Genomic DNA, 20,714 nt, shown 5'->3' with positions numbered 1-20,714 from the left:
CATCAGAAAATCAGCTACTAACAATCAGCTACCTACTACTTCTGAAATTTTACAATCATATTTCACAGCAAACATTTGTCTCTAAAAAAATTAAATTATGAACACAGAATTATTTGGTGTCATCAGTATTTTTATCATCTCGATAGTTTTAGCTATTCCTTTAGGGAAATACATAGCTAAAGTATATTCGGGCGATAAAACTTTACTAGACCCTATTTTCAATCCAATTGAAAAATTTATATTTAAAATCAGTGGAATCAATTCTACTGAAGAAATGAACTGGAAACAACACTTAAAAACGCTTTTAAGTATAAATATGGTTTGGTTCTTCCTTTGTTTTTTTATCCTACTATTTCAAGGGTCATTATTTTTAAACCCCGACCACAATCCATCCATGAGTCCGGACCTGGCCTTTAATACCGCCATTTCATTTGTAGTGAATTGCAATTTACAGCATTATTCAGGTGAAACTGGTGTATCTTATTTGTCTCAGCTTTTCTTGATGTTCTTACAATTTGTATCGGCTGGTGTTGGAATGGCAACCGCAGCCATGGTTTTTACTGCAATGAGAGAAAGAACTACCGATAAATTAGGCAATTTTTATAACTATTTTCTAAAAAGCTGCACCCGCGTTTTATTACCGCTCTCCGCTATGGTAGCCATTGCTTTAGTCTTTAGTGGCACACCAATGACTTTTGAAGGCAAAGATGCCATTACCACACTACAAGGTGATCATATAGAGGTCTCTCGTGGACCTGCAGCTGCCTTTATTGCCATCAAGCATATAGGTACAAATGGAGGAGGATTTTTCGGAGCTAACTCGGCCCATCCATTAGAAAACCCTACTTACTTCACTAATGCTGTCGAATTATGGGCTCAACTCATCATTCCTTTTTCAATGATTTTTGCCTTAGGTTTTTACCTCAACAAGAAAAAATTATCCTATGTTATTTTTGGCGTGATGACCGTTGGCTTCTTATTGTTGGTTATCCCAACAGTTATGAGTGAGATTAATGGGAATCCTGCTATCGAAAGGATGGGAATTGCTCAAACAACTGGAGCTATGGAAGGCAAAGAGGTTCGTTTTGGGCCCGCTATTTCCGGATTCTGGAGCATTGCTACAACGGTAATCTCTACGGGCTCCGTCAATAGTATGCACGATAGCTCAATGCCTGTATCGGGTGCTATGGAATTATTAGCCATGATGGTCAATGCCTTTTATGGAGGTTGTGGAGTTGGTATTCTAAACTTTTATATTTTTATTATTCTAGCGGTATTTATTTCCGGCTTAATGGTGGGACGAACTCCTGAATTTTTAGGAAAGAAAATTGAAGCTCGAGAAGTTAAGATTGCAGCCTTTATTGCTATCCTTCATCCTTTACTAATCTTATCAGGAACAGCACTAGCTTCTTATTTTGCTGCAAATGATACGGCGATGGGATTTTGGTTTAACGGGAACGCAACAGCCTGGTTAAACAACCCTGGGCATCATGGGTTTTCAGAAATGTTATACGAATATACTTCGAGTGCTGCCAATAATGGTTCTGGATTTGAGGGCTTAGGAGATAACAATCCATTCTGGAATATCACCACTGGAATTGTATTACTATTGAGTCGTTTTATTCCTATAATTGGCCCCTTGGCTATAGCAGGCTTATTGGCCAACAAAAAGTACATCCCAGAAAGTGCGGGAACTTTAAAAACGGACACTTCTATTTTTGGCGTAATGGTTTTTGCCGTAATCGCGATTATTGCCGCTTTATCATTCTTCCCAGCATTGGCTTTAGGTCCATTAGCAGAATACTTTACATTAAAATAATTCAAAAGAAAATGACTAACAATAAATCCAAATCATTGTTTGAAAGTAAGCAGGTAAAAGATGCCTTAGTGCAGTCTTTTGTAAAGCTTAACCCTAAATTGATGATCAAAAATCCGGTAATGTTTACCGTAGAAATAGGAACCGCTATTATGTTCGCTGTTTGTGTTTCCATTTTGCTTGGAGCACACGATCAAGGTAGCTTTGTTTATAACTTAATTGTGTTTTTAATTTTACTAGCGACCCTATTGTTTGCCAATTTTGCCGAAGCAATAGCTGAAGCCAGAGGAAAAGCACAGGCCGATAGTTTGAGGAAAACCCGAGAAGAGACCCCCGCAAGACAAATCTTAGCTAATGGAGAAATCAAAAACATTAGTTCTTCCAACTTAAAAAAAGGAGATGTTTTCATTTGTGAAGCAGGAGATCTAATTGCCACCGATGGTGAAATTATAGAAGGTTTGGCTACTATTGATGAGAGTGCTATTACTGGAGAAAGTGCTCCTGTAATTCGCGAAGCTGGTGGAGACAAATCTTCGGTAACGGGAGGAACAAAAGTATTGTCTGATAAAATTAAGGTAATGGTAACCTCCGAACCAGGCGAAAGCTTTCTGGATAAAATGATTGCTTTAGTAGAAGGCGCAAGCCGTCAGAAAACCCCAAACGAAATTGCCTTAACTATTTTATTAGCCGCCTTTACACTCATCTTTGTGATTGTTTGTGTCACTTTAAAACCCTTTGCTGATTATGCCAATGCTCCGATAACTATTGCAGCTTTTATTTCTCTATTTGTATGCTTAATCCCAACAACAATTGGCGGATTGCTTTCTGCCATCGGTATTGCGGGTATGGACAGAGCCTTACGTGCCAATGTCATTACAAAATCAGGTAAAGCCGTAGAGACTGCGGGAGACATTGATATATTACTCCTAGATAAAACAGGAACCATCACTATAGGAAACAGAAAGGCTACTAATTTTTATCCGGCTCAAGGTGTTTTGGAAAGCGATTTTATTGAATCTGCTGTGTTGAGTTCTTTAGCAGATGACACGCCCGAGGGGAAAAGTATCGTCGAATTGGCGGGACCCACTATAGCTCAAAACTTATCTATTGAGGGCGCTACTTTGATCAAATTTACTGCAGAAACCAGAACAAGCGGTGTTGTTTTAAAAGACGGAACCAATATTAGAAAAGGTGCTCAGGATGCTGCCAAAAACATTGCTCTTCAAGCTGGTAATGTTTTCCCTGAAGATACCGCTCAAAAAGTAATTGACATCTCCTCTAAAGGAGGAACACCATTGGTAGTGGTAAAAAACAACCAAGTACAAGGTGTTATCGAATTACAGGATATTATCAAAACGGGAATGAAAGAACGTTTTGACCGTCTGAGAAAAATGGGTGTTAAAACGGTCATGGTCACAGGAGATAATCCCCTTACCGCCAAATTTATCGCAGAAGCTGCTGGTGTAGATGATTTCATTGCTGAGGCCAAACCTGAGGACAAGATGAACTACATCAAAAATGAGCAACAAATGGGTAAACTTGTCGCCATGATGGGAGACGGTACAAATGACGCACCCGCTCTTGCTCAAGCAGATGTAGGCGTTGCAATGAACAGCGGAACCCAAGCAGCTAAAGAAGCTGGAAACATGGTCGACCTAGATAATGACCCAACCAAGTTAATTGAGATTATTGAAATCGGAAAACAGTTGTTGATGACAAGAGGTACCCTTACCACCTTCTCCATTGCCAACGACGTTGCGAAGTATTTTGCCATAGTCCCTGCTCTTTTTATCTCAGCGATTCCAGCTTTGGAAGGCCTTAATGTAATGCGTTTGCACAGTCCAGAGAGTGCCATTTTATCAGCTGTAATTTTCAATGCGATTATCATTCCAATATTAATTCCACTAGCACTAAGAGGTGTTGATTACAAACCAATCGGAGCAAGTGCCATTCTAAAAAGGAATTTATTGATTTACGGTTTAGGAGGGTTAATTGTTCCTTTTATTGGAATTAAAGTAATTGATCTAGCCGTAGCGCTTTTTATGTAAAACATAGTGTTCAGAGGGACTAAAACTTTAAAGTAACGAGAAGAAACTTAGGAGCCTAGTCCCTTCTAGAACCTCAAAAAACAAAACTCATGAAAAATATATTTTCACTATTAAAATTCACCCTATTGACCGTTGTGTTATTTGCTATCATCTATCCTTTGGCCATTTATGGAATTGCACAGTTTGCGCCTAACCAGGGTAAAGGAGAAACAGTTACTCTTAACGGTAAAATAGTAGGCTACCAAAAAGTAGGTCAAAAATTTGATAAGTCTACTTATTTTTGGGGACGTCCATCGGCAGTAGACTATAATGCCGCAGGAAGTGCTGGAAGTAATAAAGGACCGAGCAATGCAGATTATTTGACTGTGGTGCAGAAGAGAATTGACACTTTTTTAATCGTTCATCCCTATTTGAGAAAATCGGAGATTCCTGCCGATATGGTAACAGCATCAGGCAGTGGACTAGATCCCAACATTTCTCCACAAGGCGCTCTAATCCAAGTTAAACGAGTTGCCAAAGAAAGAAACTTACCTGAGGACAAAGTGAGAGCTTTGGTTGGATCTAAAATAAAAACTCCAAAGTTGATGGGAACTCCTATTGTGAATGTTCTCGAACTGAATGTCGCTTTGGATCAATTAAAATAAATCCATTTTAACCTAAACAATATTTAGAAACCTACAACAAAAAAACCTTTTTTACCCCAGAAGCACTACTTCCAATCGTAATAAAAAGTCTTTTGTTTCCTAAAGTGCAACAAAACAATTAACGAATTGCGTAAATAACAGCTGAACAACTACTCCTAAAATAAGCTAAACCCTGTAGCCTTTGAATACCAGCAGGGTTCGAATACAAAATAAATACAAAATGAAAAAAATAATAGTTACCGTTTTAATCGCATTCGGTTATACCACAATGAATGCTCAAGAAGAATCTAAAAGCCCCTTTACGTTTTCAGGCTATATAGATACCTACTACAGTTATGATTTTTCGGAGCCAATAAATCACGAGCGCCCCACTTTTTTTTATAGCTATAACAAACACAACGAGGCCAACCTCAACTTAGGTTTAGGAAAAGTAAATTATACCAAAGAAAATGTTCGTGCTAATCTAGCCATTATGGCGGGGACATATGCCGAGTACAATATGGCCGCGGAACAAGGATTACTAAAAAATATCTATGAGGCTAATGTAGGAGTGAAAATTTCCAAAGAGCACAATTTATGGATTGATGCTGGAATCATGCCTTCGCATATTGGTTTTGAAAGTGCTATTGGAAAAGATTGCATGACTTTGACCAGAAGTATATTAGCGGAGAACTCTCCTTATTATGAAGCCGGAGTTAAAATTGGTTATACCTCTAAAAGTGAAAAATGGTATTTGGCCGCTATGTATTTAAATGGATGGCAACGCATCCAAAGAGTTGAAGGGAACCAAACCCCAGCTTTTGGAACTCAAGTTACCTATAAACCCTCTTCATTAGTTACATTAAACTGGAGTACCTATATAGGCAATGAGCAACCGGATGGGGATAAAAAGTGGAGATACTTTAATGATTTTTATGCCCAATTTAGCGTTTCTGAAAAAGTAAATTTGGTAGCTGGTTTAGATATAGGTGCGCAACAAACCGTTAACAAAAGTTCTGCCTATGATATTTGGTACTCTCCTATCCTAGTAGCACAATATAAACCGACAAACAAGATTCACTTAGCCGCAAGAGGCGAGTACTATCAAGATAAAAAAGGAGTTATTATCGCTACTGGAACTCCAAATGGTTTTAAAACTTACGGATTTTCTGCTAACTTTGATTACCTAATCACTGATAATGTTATCTTTAGAATTGAGGCAAGAAATCTTTCGAGCAAGGATGAAATATTTGCAGAAAATGATAGACCAACCAATAACAATACTTTTGTAACCACTTCGCTGGCCATTAGTTTTTAGCAATTTAACGCTGCTTTTTTTTACCATTAAGAAATGAAGTACAATTGAGGCTATAATCTTAATTCTCACCAATTTCTTAATGGTTAAAGTTTTATAATAATAATAATAATAATAGGATTGACGCTTTTCATCACAAAACCATGAGTCAAGAAAAAGAAAATAATGCGCAGCACTTTCTCGATTTAATTCAGAAATCAAGAAAAGGAAAGTTTAAAGTCTACATTGGCATGAGTGCCGGCGTGGGGAAAACGTATCGAATGTTACAAGAAGCCCATTCGTTACTAAAGAACGGCATTGACGTGAAAATTGGCTATATCGAAACCCATATGCGTCAAGAGACACATCAGTTGTTGTTTGGCCTACCGATCATTCCCAGACGCACTATTTTTTATAAAGGAAAAGAACTTGATGAACTCGATGTTCAAGCCATTATCAACCTTAGACCAGAGGTGGTCATTGTAGATGAATTGGCACACACCAACATCGAAGGAAGTAAAAATGAAAAACGTTGGCAAGATGTCTTAGAAATTCTCGAAGCAGGAATCAATGTGATTTCAGCAGTTAATATTCAGCATATTGAAAGTTTAAATGAAGATGTAAAACGCATTACAGGAGTTGACGTACAGGAACGCATACCAGATAATGTTTTGCGACTGGCAGATGAAGTGGTTAACATCGACTTGACCTCCGAAGATCTAATTACGCGTTTAAAAGAAGGAAAAATCTATACCGCTGATAAAATTCAGACGGCTCTGACTAACTTTTTTAAGTCAGATCAAATTTTACAATTACGTGAATTGGCGCTAAAAGAAGTGGCCAGTCAAGTTGTTCGAAAAGTAGAAAATGAAGTTCCACAACTACATGCGTTACGACACGAAAAACTTTTAGCATGCATCAGCAGCAATGATAAAACAGCCAAGGTTGTCATTAGAAAAGCCGCGCGTCTGGCCAGCTATTATAACGGAAGCTGGTACGTGTTATACATTGAAACCCCCAAAGAAAGCAGTACAAAAATTGCTTTGGACAAACAACGTCATTTAATTAACAACTTTAAATTGGCCGTACAACTAGGAGCCGAAGTCATTAAGATTGAACATCAAAATATAGCCGACGCTATCTTGATGACAGTGAAAGAAAAACAAATTACAACGGTCTGCATAGGAAAACCACATTTAAATTTATTTAAAGTAATTTTGTCTACAACAATCTTTAGACGATTATTAAATAGTCTGTCTCTTTCGAATGTTGACCTTGTCATTTTATCCTAAAAAAATTGAACTCTATCCATTGCTTTAAATCAGAAGGTAGCTGTATATTTTTCTTAGCTCATATAACTTAAAAAATAATTAAATTAGAGGAGGTGATTTCTTTCTTCCTCACTTCGACATCATGAGAATTAAAACAAAACTAAATCTAGGAGTTGGATTATTATTTTTAATGATTATTATACTCTCTTTGGTAAGTGGCTATGCTGTTTTTTTGATAAAAGCGGACACTGAAAATATCTTAAAAGCCAATTACAATACCTTGGAGTACTCCAGAAACATGATTTTGTCCCTAGATGAGATCGCAACGGATACGGACAATAAGGTCCATGTTTTCAAACAGTATTTGGACAAGCAGTTACAAAATGTCACAGAGCCCGGAGAAAAAGAAGCCACTGAAAAACTAGAGAAACACTTTAGTGTTTTAGAACAAAATAATGATGATAAAAATATAAAAACACAAATCAGGCAAGACATTTTTGTCATTATGAAACTTAATCTAGATGCGATAAAACAAAAAAGTGATATTGCCAAACATACAGCAGAAAATGCTAATTTATGGATCGCCATCGTAGGTACTTTATGTTTTTTGATCGCCTTTAATTTATTGATTAACTTACCCAATAATATTGCCAACCCAATCAAAGAACTCACTTTAAGTATCAAAGAAATTGCCAATAAAAATTATTCCGAGCGTGTGCATTTTACCAATCACAACGAATACGGTGATCTGGCCAGATCGTTCAATACCATGGCTCAAAAACTCGAAGAATATCATAATAGCAATGTGTACACCCTCTTCTTTGAAAAAAAACGACTCGAATCCCTGATCAATAATATGCATGATCCTATCGTTGGTTTGGATCAAGAAGCTATTGTTTTATTTGTAAACAATGAAGCTCTAAAAATTATTGGAATGAAGTCTGAAGATGTTATTGGAAAATCTGCTGCTACCCTAGCCCAATCCAATGATCTTATAAGATCGTTGATTTTGAAAGAATCCGCAAGCGATTCGCATAAAAAGCAGCCCATGAAGATTTTTGCAAACGGCAAAGAAAGTTACTTTGACAAAGAAAGCATCAATATTACGATAACCCCTACTGGTGAAGAAAAAGAAATCAATATTGGCGATGTGATCATACTGCGAAACATCACCACTTTTAAAGAACTCGATTTTGCCAAAACCAATTTTATCGCCACAGTTTCTCACGAATTAAAAACACCAATCGCTTCTATTAAATTAAGCCTTCAATTACTAGAAAATGCAAAAACTGGACAGATGAACGACGATCAAAAGCAATTAGTAGAAGGTATAAAAGAGGACAGCCAACGTTTACTTAAGATAACCGGTGAACTGCTTAATTTATCACAATTAGAAACTGGAAACATTCAATTGAATATTGAAAAAAGTAATCCCTACGCTATTGTCAGTTATGCCACAGAAGCCGTAAGAATCCAAGCGGAGCAAAAGCAAATAAAACTCCTTATCGAAGCAGAGGAAGACCTCTTAGATGTAAAAGCCGACAGCGAAAAAACAGGTTGGGTTTTGATTAATTATTTGTCAAACGCCATCACCTATTCCACGGAGAAAAGTAAAATCATTATTAAATTAAAAGCTGAAAATAATCAGATCGTCTTTCAGGTAATCGATACCGGAAAAGGAATTGACGCGAGGTACAAAGACAAAGTTTTTGATAAATATTTTCAAATTCCAGGAAGTCAAAAATCGGGTACTGGCTTAGGATTGGCCATTAGTAAAGAATTTATAGAAGCTCAAAACGGTACTGTTGGTGTAGAAAGCGATCTAGGACTAGGGAGTACTTTTTGGTTTGCGCTCAAAGTATAATAGCTCATTAAGCCTATTGTACTAGTTGGCACCTTTAAAAACCCCAAATTAAGATTCACTTAAGGTTGCCTTAAACCAAAAATAGTTTGCTTAAACATTCGTTATTATTGCAATTGATAACAATCACTTAACGATGTTCTACAAAGCAATCCCTCTGGTATTTTTATTTAGTATTTTCAGTGCCCATGCACAGCAAAATGATTCCATTACTAAAGTTGATAGTACTGCTGCTCATCTCAAATTCAATTATAAGCAATTGATTATCCCAACTGTCTTACTTGGTTATGGCATCATCGGACTTGAAAGTGATCAACTCCTGAGTTTCAATTCACAAATCAGGACAGAAGTGACCGAAGACATCGACAGAAGAATTACTATTGATGATTTTTCTCAATATGCTCCAGCGGCCTCCGTTTATGCATTGAATTCTTTTGGTGTTAAGGGCAAAAACAATATGCGCGACCGATCTGTACTCTTTGTGACTTCCTATGCTATAATGGCTACGACTATATTAAGTTTAAAGTCACTTGTGAAAGTAGAACGGCCTGATGGAAGCTCCAAAAACTCTTTTCCGTCAGGACATACCGCAACTGCCTTTGCAGGAGCAGAATTTCTGTGGCAGGAATATAAGGATAAATCGATTTGGTATGGAATTGCAGGTTATGCTGTAGCCACAGGAACTGGGCTTTTCCGAATTTATAACAACCGTCATTGGCTGACTGATGTAGCGGCCGGTGCAGGAATTGGAATTATGAGTACAAAACTAGCCTATTGGATGAACCCATACATTACAAAAAAGCTTTTCAAATCAGCTTCCGAAAGCAATTCAACCTCTATGATCATACCTTTTTATAATGGGCAACAATACGGTCTGGACTTTGTAAAAACATTTTAAACAGTATGCATAACAACATGATTCGGAACTTTAATGCCCTAACAAAAGAAAGCAAACGATTTTGCTTTTAGTTCTTAAATAGACTACTGCTCTTTGATCTCATAATCCGTATAGGCCCCCACCAACCACTGTTTGTGCAGATCTCAGACAGCGGTTTTACATCCCCTATTTTACAATAAACCAAACGCCTTGTGATTAGCAAGGCGTTTGGTTTATTTATTTACCGGTTGACATCTTTAGACCCAACTTTAGTGAAATCTAAAACAAGGAACAAACTTTAGTTTGCTTTTGGTTTAGTAACATAATACACTGGAATTCCAATTAACATAATTAAGATACCCCAGCCGCAAGTGGAGAATTTCGTTAAGAGTAATGAAATACAAATTGCAGAAGCAATCACGATATACAACAACGGCAAAAACGGATAACCGAAAGCTTTATATGGCCTGTCTACATGAGGCATTTTTTTACGCAAAATAAAAATTCCATAGATCGTTAATATGTAAAAAATCAAAACGATGATAATCACAAAATCTAATAAATCGCCATATTTACCAGTCAAGCACAAAGCTGAAGCCCAAACACATTGTGCCCATAAAGCCCAAGCAGGAACACTCCACTCGTTTAAAACTGCTGCTTTTTTAAAGAACAAACCATCCTTGGCCATAGTGTAGTACACTCTTGCACCAGCCATAATCAATCCGTTGTTGCAAGCAAAGGTCGAAATCATAATCATAATAGCAATGATCAAGGTTCCGATATCACCAAAAATATATTGGGAAGCCACTACAGCGACCCTATCTGATTTTGCGGTAGCAATTTCATTTAATGGCACTACCGCCAAATACATCAAATTGGTCAACACATAAATAATAGTCACAATAAAAGTTCCCAAAAACAAGCTCAAACCCACGTTCCTTTTAGGATTTTTAATTTCTCCTGCAATAAAGGTCACGCCATTCCACGCATCACTAGAAAACAAAGATCCTACCATGGCGGCAGATATCCCCGTAATCAAAGCCGTTCCACTGATGGGTAACCACGAACCACTCTCTTTATTAAACGAACGTGTATTCCAAGTATCTGTCCAGTTAGCATCCCAAATTGAAGCTTTTGCTGCAAGCGTAAATCCAAAGACAATTAAACCCAACAATGATAAAATTTTGATGATGGTGAGAACGGTCTGAAGCGTCTTTCCGTTTTTTACACCGCGACTATTAATGAAGGTCAACAAAACGATCGTAAAAATCGATACAATCTGAGCTGCATTGAGTTTAAAAAAGCCCAACTCAAACAATACATTTTCATCACTTAAAGGCTCATAAAGATAAGCGGCAAACTTGGAGAAAGCTACTCCTACTGCTGCTATGGTCCCGGTTTGAATAACGGCAAAAAAACTCCAACCGTACAAAAAAGCAATTAATTTATTATAAGCTTCTTTCAAATAAACATATTGTCCTCCAGCTTTTGGAAACATTGCACTCAACTCACCGTAACTTACAGCAGCAATAACGGTAATTAAGCCTGAGATAAGCCAAATCAAGGTTAACCATCCCGCAGAACCCACTTGTCTGGCGATATCAGCACTGACTATAAATATTCCAGATCCAATCATAGAACCGACTACAAGCATGGTCCCATCTAATAATCCTAATTCTTTTTTAAACTGCTCTTGGTCGTTTTCTTGCATTATTTCAATTTTTGGTTGGTTAAAGATATACTTTTTTCTCAAATTTTAGAATTTGTTTAAAATATTGTTACCTAATTAACCTTTCACATCACAATACTCCCTTTTTAACCTCCTTTAAAGGTTTTTTCCCTCTAAAATCATCACGATTCCTATTTAGATCGCCTTAGAGCGCAATGAAACTCAGCATCATAAAACCCTTATTTGCACCCTTTAATCAAAGACTCTAAATCGAAGATCACAGTACTTCCAAGAAGCCCAAACCAAGTACCAATGCTGCATTTTGAGTGAGCTCAGAAAACAAACTACTAAATACTTCAAATCAAACAGCTTAAAAGCAGCCTTAGATTCCACAATAATTTAACAAGAAAAAAAGTAGTATTAATGAAACTCTATCCTTTTTTTCTTAAATTTGATAAGAGGTACCAATCCGTTCCGCTATCCTCCACATTTCATAAAAAATTGATTTTCGCTTTTTTTTAACTAACGCAATTAATTTTCCAAAGAGTTTATCAAGACAGAACAACAGCTTATAAATAGGCCCGTAAGACAGAAAACAAAGCCATTAACTTACTCATCAAAAATTTATGCTGAATAGTCATTTTTTTAAAAACTTACGTTTTCCCAATGTCTTCATACTTTTACTAATTGTATTTTTATCCTGCGCTTTATTAATTTGCATTAACTTTTTCACCGTCAAAATACTGTCTTCCACCAGAGCTTATGTAAATGGGGAATCGCATTATTCCAAAGCACAAAAAGATGCTTCTCGCCACCTTTTAACATACCTCTACACCAATGACAAAAATCAATGGACATTATTCCTGGAAGAATTAGAAGTACCTCAAAGTGATTGTCTGGCTAGGGTAACGTTACTAAAAGCAGGAGATAATGACGTAGCGAGAAAAGCGTTCCTACTTGGACGAAACAAAGAAGAAGACTTGGACGATATCATCTGGTTATTTGTTAACTTTAAAGAGGTTTCTTTTCTTGCCAAAGCAATTCATGAATGGGAACAAGGAGATAAATTAGTCTCTGAATTGTTCGTCCTAGGACAGCAAGTACATGCTAAAGTAAAATGGAATCAACTTACTGCATTTGATCAAAAAAATTTCTTGCAAAAAATTAGTGACATCAGTGATAAACTAACCATTAACGAACGTAATTTTTCAAACACCATTGGGGAAGGAACCCGAAAAATAAAAGACTTACTGATTCTTATTAATATCATTTTTACTTTAATTATTATTGGCAGTGTATGCTTCTATTACAACCTTATGGTGAAACGATTAATTGTATCTAGAAAGGAAATTGAGAATAAAAATGAGAATCTGATATTGGTTAATCGCGAATTAGACCGATTTGTTTACAGCGCTTCACACGACTTAAGGTCTCCGATTACTTCTTTAAAGGGTTTAATCGAGATTACGCAATTAGAAGATGATATTGATCAGATAAAGGACTATTTGCATTTAATGTCTCAAAGCCTTACCAAGCAGGATCAATTCATTAGTGATATTATAGATTATTCTAAAAACAAACGCAAACAAATCATCAACGAGCCCGTTGATCTGAAGATTATATTCGACGAAGCCATTGAGCAATTAATGCATATAGAAAATGCCAAGAGCATTACCTTCACACAAGAATTATTAGTTGATTCCATTCAGAGTGATAGTTTGCGCTTACGAATTATCATTAGTAATTTACTCTCCAACTCCATAAAATATGCCGACAACAGCAAACAAGAAATGTTTATCTCCATCAAAAGCTATGTTCTTGATGGTTTTCATAAAATTGAAGTAACAGATAATGGAATTGGGATTGAGGACGAATTCAAAGATTATATTTTTGAAATGTATTTTGGCACCAACAAAAATAAAGGTTCTGGATTAGGACTCTATATTGTAAAAGAAGCCGTCGAAAACATTAAAGGACACATTACAGTGTTTTCAGAGAGTACTATTGGAAGTAAATTTATTGTAACAATTCCCCAGTCAGATGGAAAATAACCCTCACTTTTTATTAATTGAAGACAATTTGATCGATCAACTTGTCATCAAGCAATTGCTAAAAAAAGTACTTCATACTGATCAAATTATCATTGCAAACAATGGCAAAGAAGGCTTACAATGGCTGCATGACAACAAAAATAAATATCCTTCACTTATCATCTTATTAGACATTCAAATGCCTATAATGAATGGTTTTGAGTTTTTAAATGAATTTCACAAACTCCCCTACTTAGAAAAAAAAGAAATTCAGATTTACGTACTTTCTTCAACCTTACATACCGAAGAAATTAAAATAATGCAAGAGAATAATTATGTGACGGCTTTTTTAAGCAAACCGTTTCCCATAGAAGAATTTGCAAGGAGGTTTTATCCGAAAAAAAATGACTTACTCTAAAACACGGTTTACTTGTGTAAAGGCTCTTTGATAATAAGGTTCTTTTGTAGACGAAATCATTACTCCTCCGTGAGTAGAAGAATGCACAAACTTAATTTCTCCCTCTACAACTTCAACCACCATTCCGACATGGTTTATTTGACGTCTTCCATTGGTTTTGAAGAAAATAAGATCTCCCTTTTGTGCCTCAGCTGTAGTAATTTTCGAACCGAATCGTGATTGTTCGATCGAGCTTCTAGGCAACTTAATATCAAAATTGTTAAAGGTGCAAATCATTAAACCTGAGCAATCGAAACCCGCTTTTGTAGTCCCTCCTGATCGATATCTAACCCCAATGTTTTCAGTGGCATTACTAATCAATTGGTCTGCTATATCAGCTTGAAACTTATACGTTACTGCTGTTGTATCCTTTTTCGTGTTTGTCTCGCTAGTCGCCTGAACAATAACAGGAATAGCCACTGTCGCCGTTTTTTCTTCCATTATCGGCTTACTAGCTTCTAAGGCAACTGCTTTTTCTTTTGGCACCTTAATTTTCAACGTATAGCCTACTTGTAATTTTCCTTTTATATCGGGATTTTGTCTTTCTAACTCCACTACTGTAATTCCAAATTCTTTAGCAATGGCGTACTTTGTTTCTTTAGGTAAAACTGTTCTATCCATAACGACATCAGTATCCACTACCACTTCTTCAACTACAGTTTCTACCACTGGAGCTGCATTAGGCACAATACAAATTTCTTGGCCAACTTTTAAGCCTTCACTTTCTAAAAATGGATTTGCTTTTTTCAAATCCTCAACCGATATTTTATATTTTTTGGATATTCCCCAAAGCGTTTCTTTGGCTAAAATTTTATGCGTTTCTGCATCAGTACTGACAATAACTTCTGTGGTTTTTATTGCGCCCTTTTGATTGGTATTGGGAATTAATAAAACCGAATTTAGTTTTAAAGTTTTTGGAGCATTAGGATTTGCTCTTTCAATGTCTTGTGGTTTTATTCCATATTTCTTAGCAATTACAGTCAGGTTTTCTCCTTTTGAAATACTGTGTTTGATAAATTTTTCTTGAGAAAAAGCACCAACACTAAAAAAAAACAAAACTATTATTAACCTGAAAACCATTATTTATTGAAATTACATTTATAAAACATCTTTTTGAGTTTAACTCCTATATTATAAACTCAGAAAAGACAGCTATATTACTCGCCAAGCGAATTTAACTTTTTTAAGTAAAAAAAGCACCTTTTTTAACAACTAATTAGGTTCAAATTAACAGCCTGTGCTTTCTTACGACACTAATCTCCTGTTTTAGTACCTATTATCGTATTTCATTTTTAAACTGATCTTCTAAAAATAAAAGACGCTCTGTTCGTAGAAGGAACAGAGCGTCTTTGGTATAATAAATCGTAAAAGATTAAGCTTTACCTGCAGCAATTAAGTTTAATGCCGATCCTGCAACGAACCAACCAATTTGACCAGCGTTGTATGTATGGTTAGCCAAGATAATATCTTTAGAACCATCAGCATGAACAAACTCTAATGTTAATGGTTTTCCTGGAGCAAAAGCCACTAAATCAGTAAAGTTAATTGTATCATCTTCTTGGATTTTATCGTAATCAGCTTCGTTAGCGAAAGTCAATCCTAAAAGACCTTGTTTTTTAAGGTTAGTTTCATGAATACGAGCAAATGATTTTACCAATACCGCTTTAACCCCTAAGAAACGAGGTTCCATAGCCGCATGTTCACGAGATGAACCTTCACCATAATTGTGATCTCCCACTACAATTGATGGAACTCCAGCCGCTTTATAAGCACGAGCCACAGCAGGAACTGCATCGTAAGTACCTGTTAACTGATTCTTAACTGAGTTTGTTTTCTGGTTGAATGCATTTACAGCACCAATTAACATGTTATTAGAAATATTATCTAAGTGTCCACGGAATCGTAACCATGGTCCAGCCATAGAAATGTGGTCTGTAGTACATTTCCCGAATGCTTTGATTAACAACTTAGCACTCGTAATATTTTTACCGTCCCAAGGATCAAAAGGAGCTAATAATTGCAAACGCTCAGATGTTGGGCTTACCACAACCTGAACTCCGGAACCATCTTCAGCCGGAACCTGAAAGCCTGGATCTTTCACATCAAATCCTTTTGGTGGCAATTCGTCTCCTGTTGGAGCATCTAGCATTACTTCTTCACCATCTTCGTTGATTAAAGTATCTGTTAACGGATTAAAACCTAAATCTCCAGCAATAGCCATAGCAGTCACCAATTCAGGAGAACCTACGAAAGCTAAAGTGTTTGGATTACCATCTGCACGTTTTGAGAAGTTACGATTGAACGAGTGAACGATCGTATTTCTTTCTTCTTTTTCCGCTCCTTCTCTGTCCCACATACCAATACAGGGTCCGCAAGCGTTAGCAAAAACTGTCGCTCCAATTTTATGGAATGTATCAATAAAGCCATCACGTTCGATTGTATAACGAACTACTTCAGAACCTGGAGTAATGGTAAATTGAGATTTAGTTTTTAAGTTTTTAGCTGAAACTTGTCTTGCCAAAGAAGCTGCACGAGCAATATCTTCGTAAGAAGAGTTGGTACAAGAACCTATTAAACCCACTTGAATTTGTAATGGCCAGTTATTTTTGATTGCCGCTTCTTTCATTTTAGAAATTGGCGTAGCTAAATCCGGAGTAAATGGACCATTTAAGTGCGGTTCTAATTCCGTTAAGTTGATTTCTATGACCTGATCGAAATATTTTTCTGGATTCGCATATACTTCTGGATCTCCTGTCAAGTAAGCAGCTACTTTATCTGCAGCATCTGCAACATCTGCTCTATTTGTAGAACGTAAGTAACGCCCCATAGAAGCATCATAACCAAAAGTTGAAGTTGTCGCTCCTATTTCAGCCCCCATATTACAAATAGTACCTTTTCCTGTACAAGACATAGAAGTTGCACCTTCACCAAAATATTCAACGATCGCTCCAGTACCTCCTTTTACAGTAAGAATACCAGCAACTTTAAGAATAACATCTTTAGGAGCAGTCCAACCTGATAATTTACCCGTTAGTTTTACTCCAATTAATTTAGGGAATTTTAATTCCCAAGCCATACCAGACATAACATCTACAGCATCTGCTCCACCAACACCAATAGCTACCATTCCTAAACCACCTGCATTTACAGTATGAGAATCGGTTCCAATCATCATTCCTCCAGGGAATGCATAATTTTCAAGTACTACTTGGTGAATAATTCCAGCTCCTGGCTTCCAGAAACCAATTCCATATTTATTAGAAACTGACGATAAGAAATCGAAAACTTCGTTGCTTTGCGTTTTTGCTCTAGCCAAATCGGTTGCAGCATCCACTTTTGCTTGAATTAAGTGATCACAGTGAACCGTGGTAGGAACAGCTACTTTTGATTTACCCGCGTGCATAAATTGCAATAAGGCCATTTGAGCGGTTGCGTCTTGACAAGCAACACGATCCGGAGCAAAATCAACATAGTCAATTCCTCTTCCAAACGCCTTAGATGGAGTACCATCCCAAAGGTGATTGTACAAAATTTTCTCAGTTAAAGTAAGTGGGCGACCAACAATCTCTCGTGCTTTATCAACACGACTAGGCATGTTGTCATACACTTTTTTAATCATTTCAATATCAAAAGCCATAATAATGTTTTTTTTTGTTATTTCATTTTGAACACTACAAGATACAAAAAATAGAATAGCAAAAAAAAAAGCCTGAGTTAATTAACTCAGGCTTTTACTATATTGGACAACAATCTGTAATTATCTTACCAATTGTTTATGAGGGGGTGCAAACTTAGTCAAGTTGATCCCTTTTACTGCCGCTTTGTACTCGTCCATAGTAGGAGTTCTACCTAAGATTGTAGATAAAACTACAACCGGTGTAGAAGAAAGTAAAGACTCTCCTTTTTTACCTTCAGTATCCTCTACAACTCTTCCTTGGAAAAGACGTGTAGAAGTTGCCATTACAGTATCTCCTTTGGCTGCCTTTTCTTGATTCCCCATACATAGGTTACATCCTGGGCGCTCCAAATACAACATTTTTTCATAAGATGTACGTGCTACTGCTTTTGGTAGGTTATCATCAAATTCGAAACCGGAGTATTTTTGTAAAATTTCCCAGTCCCCTTCACTCTTCAATTCATCCACAATGTTATAAGTAGGAGGAGCCACAACTAGTGGTGCCTTAAATTCTACTTTACCATGAAGTTCATCAATATTCTTAAGCATTTGAGCTAGAATTTTCATATCTCCTTTATGCACCATACAAGATCCGATGAAACCAAGATCTACTTTTTTATCTCCTCCGTAAAAAGAAAGAGGTCTGATTGTATCGTGAGTATATCTTTTAGAAACATCAATATTATTTACGTCTGGATCTGCAATCATTGGTTCTGCAATCACATCAAGATCAACAACAACTTCAGCATAGTACTTCGCATCTGCATCTGGAGCCAATGCTGGTTTTTCACCTGATTGGATCTCAGCGATACGCTTATCAGCGATAGCAATCAATCCTTTAAGAACTTGCTTAGCATTATCCATTCCCTTATTAATCATGATCTGAATTCTACTTTTTGCAATCTCTAATGATTCAATTAAAGTAGCATCCTCTGAGATACAGATAGAAGCTTTTGCTTTCATCTCTGCAGTCCAGTCAGTAAATGTAAAGGATTGATCCGCATTAAGCGTACCAATATGCACCTCAATAACTCTACCTTGGAATACGTTCTCTCCTTTAAATTGGTGAAGCATCTGAGCTTGAGTAGCATGAACCACATCACGGAAATCCATATAATGTTTCATCTCCCCTTTGAAAGTTACCTTCACTGATTGAGGAATTGGCATAGTAGCTTCACCTGTAGCAAGTGCAAGAGCAACAGTTCCTGAGTCAGCACCGAAAGCAACACCTTTAGACATTCTAGTATGAGAGTCACCACCAATGATGATAGCCCAATCGTCTACTGTAATATCATTCAAAACTTTGTGAATTACATCGGTCATAGCATGATATCCTGCTTTAGGGTCACGAGCCGTAATCAAACCGAAGTCGTTCATAAACTTCATTAATCTAGGAATATTCGCTTTAGACTTGTTATCCCAAACTGAAGCAGTATGACAACCTGATTGGTATGCACCATCCACAATTGGAGAAATAACAGTAGCAGCCATAGACTCTAACTCCTGAGATGTCATAAGACCTGTTGTATCTTGAGATCCAACAATGTTTACCTCCACACGTACATCTGAACCAGCGTGCAATACTTTACCTGGAGTAGTTCCAACAGCATTTTTATTGAATATTTTTTCTACTGCCGTAAGACCTTGTCCTTCGATAGAAATTTCTTTCGAAGCAGCGTATACCTGAGGTATCGCTATATTTAATGTTTTGGCAGCAAATGTCTGTAGTTTTTTACCAAACACAATAGCATATGAGCCACCTGCTTTGATAAATTCCACTTTTTGAGGCGTTAAAGAGGAAGAAATATCAATCAATTCCTGATCTCCATTATAAAGCTTCTTCGTTTTTGTATTGATTGTAAAAACAGTACCAGTAGCAACAGAGTATACTTCTTCAAGTACAGCATCTCCTGCCTCGTCCACTACCACATTACCTTGTGCATCTAACTTCTTTACCCAGTTTTTAAGATCAATTCCAATTCCACCTGTAACACCTACAGTAGTTAAGAAGATTGGCGAAATACCATTTGTACCGGCAATGATTGGTGCAATATTGATGAAAGGAATATACGGACTTGCTTGCTTACCTGTCCATAATGCCACGTTGTTTACACCTGACATTCTTGATGATCCTACACCCATAGTACCTCTCTCCGCGATTAACATGACGCTCTTATCTGGATGCGCTTCACTTAATGCTTTAATCTCAGCTTGCGCTTCTGGAGAAATCAAACATTTTCCATGAAGTTCACGATCAGATCTTGAGTGCGCTTGGTTACCTGGAGAAAGTAAATCAGTTGAAATATCTCCTTCACCTGCGATAAAAGTCACCACTTGAATTTCTTCTGGTATGTCTGACAATTTTGTAAAGAACTCAGCCTTAGCATAGCTCTCTAAAATTTCTTTAGCCGTTACGTTACCACTTTTAAAGGCAGCTTCCAAACGATCTGTGTCTGCCTCATAAAGGTAAACCTGTGTTTTTAAAACCTCTGCAGCTCCTTTAGCAATTGCAGCATCAGCCCCTAAGGCTAAATCAAGCAAGACTTCAATAGAAGTACCACCTTTCATATGCGATAATAACTCTAAAGCAAAAGCTGGTGTGATTTCAGCAACAACTGCCGCACCTAAAATAATTTGCTTTAAAAATTTTGCTTTAAGATTTGCAGCTCCAGTAGTCCCAGGCACCACATTATAAATAAAAAAGTTAAGAGAATCCTCTCTATACTCGTTATTCAAATCTTTAATTTGTTCGATGATTTCGCTTAGTAATTCAGCACCATCAATTGGCTTTGGATTAAGCCCCTGTTCTTTACGTTCTTTAATTTCTTGAATGTAATCCTTATAAGTATTCATAATAGAAGTATTTTCTAGGTATTTTTTATTTTTTGTACGCAAATTTAAGAATTAAAGCCGAGAATTAAAAAAAATATAATAGAAGTAGCCTTTTCAAAAATTATTATTGCAAAATAAAGAATATCACTACGTTATATTGTCAAAAACTCAATTTTCAAATAAAATAATCCATTATCAATAATTTAAAATCTTATCTTTAACAAAGTCGAAATTTCTTGACACAAAGAGGGTGCGGTTTT

At 36.6% G+C, this 20,714-nt stretch carries 13 protein-coding genes; 9 read left to right on the top strand and 4 right to left on the bottom strand.

Features of this window, described 5'->3' with window-relative positions:
* Positions 1 to 97 precede the first annotated feature (97 nt).
* The 7 genes from kdpA (at position 98) to AC51AA_RS17010 (ending at position 9,811) form a co-directional block, all read left to right on the top strand.
* The gene (kdpA, locus tag AC51AA_RS17040; protein ID WP_500703408.1) at positions 98 to 1,819 is read left to right on the top strand and encodes a potassium-transporting ATPase subunit KdpA; all 1,722 of its coding nucleotides are present in this window, start codon (positions 98 to 100) and stop codon (positions 1,817 to 1,819) included.
* An 11-nt stretch (positions 1,820 to 1,830) separates the two neighbouring features.
* Positions 1,831 to 3,864, top strand: coding sequence for a potassium-transporting ATPase subunit KdpB (gene kdpB / locus AC51AA_RS17035; RefSeq protein WP_500703407.1), 2,034 nt, complete (start codon positions 1,831 to 1,833; stop codon positions 3,862 to 3,864).
* An 89-nt stretch (positions 3,865 to 3,953) separates the two neighbouring features.
* Positions 3,954 to 4,508, top strand: coding sequence for a K(+)-transporting ATPase subunit C (locus tag AC51AA_RS17030; RefSeq protein ID WP_500703406.1), 555 nt, complete (start codon positions 3,954 to 3,956; stop codon positions 4,506 to 4,508).
* 220 nt (positions 4,509 to 4,728) lie between these two features.
* Positions 4,729 to 5,805 carry a porin gene (locus AC51AA_RS17025; protein WP_500703405.1) on the top strand — a complete coding sequence of 359 codons (1,077 nt, stop codon included), beginning with the start codon at positions 4,729 to 4,731 and terminating at the stop codon, positions 5,803 to 5,805.
* A gap of 140 nt (positions 5,806 to 5,945) precedes the next feature.
* Positions 5,946 to 7,073 (top strand): sensor protein KdpD, encoded by a 1,128-nt coding sequence (locus AC51AA_RS17020; RefSeq protein ID WP_500703404.1) that lies wholly within the window; start codon positions 5,946 to 5,948, stop codon positions 7,071 to 7,073.
* Positions 7,074 to 7,194: 121 nt separating this feature from the next.
* Entirely contained in the window at positions 7,195 to 8,916 is a 1,722-nt protein-coding gene (locus tag AC51AA_RS17015; RefSeq protein WP_500703403.1) for a HAMP domain-containing sensor histidine kinase, read from the top strand.
* Between the two features lie 133 nt (positions 8,917 to 9,049).
* On the top strand, positions 9,050 to 9,811 hold the full coding sequence (locus AC51AA_RS17010; protein WP_500703402.1) for a phosphatase PAP2 family protein: 762 nt from the start codon (positions 9,050 to 9,052) through the stop codon (positions 9,809 to 9,811).
* A 277-nt stretch (positions 9,812 to 10,088) separates the two neighbouring features.
* Here AC51AA_RS17010 and AC51AA_RS17005 read toward each other — a convergent pair whose 3' ends face one another.
* Entirely contained in the window at positions 10,089 to 11,501 is a 1,413-nt protein-coding gene (locus AC51AA_RS17005; RefSeq protein ID WP_500703401.1) for an APC family permease, read from the bottom strand.
* Positions 11,502 to 12,085: 584 nt separating this feature from the next.
* On the opposite strand from AC51AA_RS17005, the gene AC51AA_RS17000 reads away from it, so the two are divergent.
* Positions 12,086 to 13,510 carry a sensor histidine kinase gene (locus AC51AA_RS17000; protein ID WP_500703400.1) on the top strand — a complete coding sequence of 475 codons (1,425 nt, stop codon included), beginning with the start codon at positions 12,086 to 12,088 and terminating at the stop codon, positions 13,508 to 13,510.
* Positions 13,500 to 13,907: a response regulator gene (locus AC51AA_RS16995; RefSeq protein ID WP_500703399.1), complete on the top strand. Its 408-nt coding sequence runs from the start codon at positions 13,500 to 13,502 to the stop codon at positions 13,905 to 13,907. The genes AC51AA_RS17000 and AC51AA_RS16995 overlap by 11 nt, the downstream gene beginning before the upstream one ends.
* Here the strand turns inward: AC51AA_RS16995 and AC51AA_RS16990 are convergent.
* The 3 genes from AC51AA_RS16990 to AC51AA_RS16980 all read right to left on the bottom strand — a co-directional run bounded on the left by AC51AA_RS16990 (position 13,899) and on the right by AC51AA_RS16980 (position 20,475).
* Complete coding sequence (locus AC51AA_RS16990; RefSeq protein ID WP_500703398.1) at positions 13,899 to 15,026, bottom strand: C40 family peptidase; 1,128 nt, start codon at positions 15,024 to 15,026, stop codon at positions 13,899 to 13,901. The two genes, AC51AA_RS16995 and AC51AA_RS16990, sit on opposite strands and share 9 nt — an antisense overlap.
* Before the next feature lie 292 nt (positions 15,027 to 15,318).
* A complete protein-coding gene (locus tag AC51AA_RS16985; RefSeq protein WP_500703397.1) occupies positions 15,319 to 17,583 on the bottom strand; it encodes an aconitate hydratase in 2,265 nt (754 codons plus the stop codon).
* A 120-nt stretch (positions 17,584 to 17,703) separates the two neighbouring features.
* Entirely contained in the window at positions 17,704 to 20,475 is a 2,772-nt protein-coding gene (locus AC51AA_RS16980) for a bifunctional aconitate hydratase 2/2-methylisocitrate dehydratase (protein WP_500703396.1), read from the bottom strand.
* Between the last annotated feature and the right edge of the window lie 239 nt (positions 20,476 to 20,714).

Source organism: Flavobacterium sp. OHVDL-2026-0007 (assembly GCF_059882335.1).
This window is presented reverse-complemented; position numbering and strand designations above follow the sequence as displayed.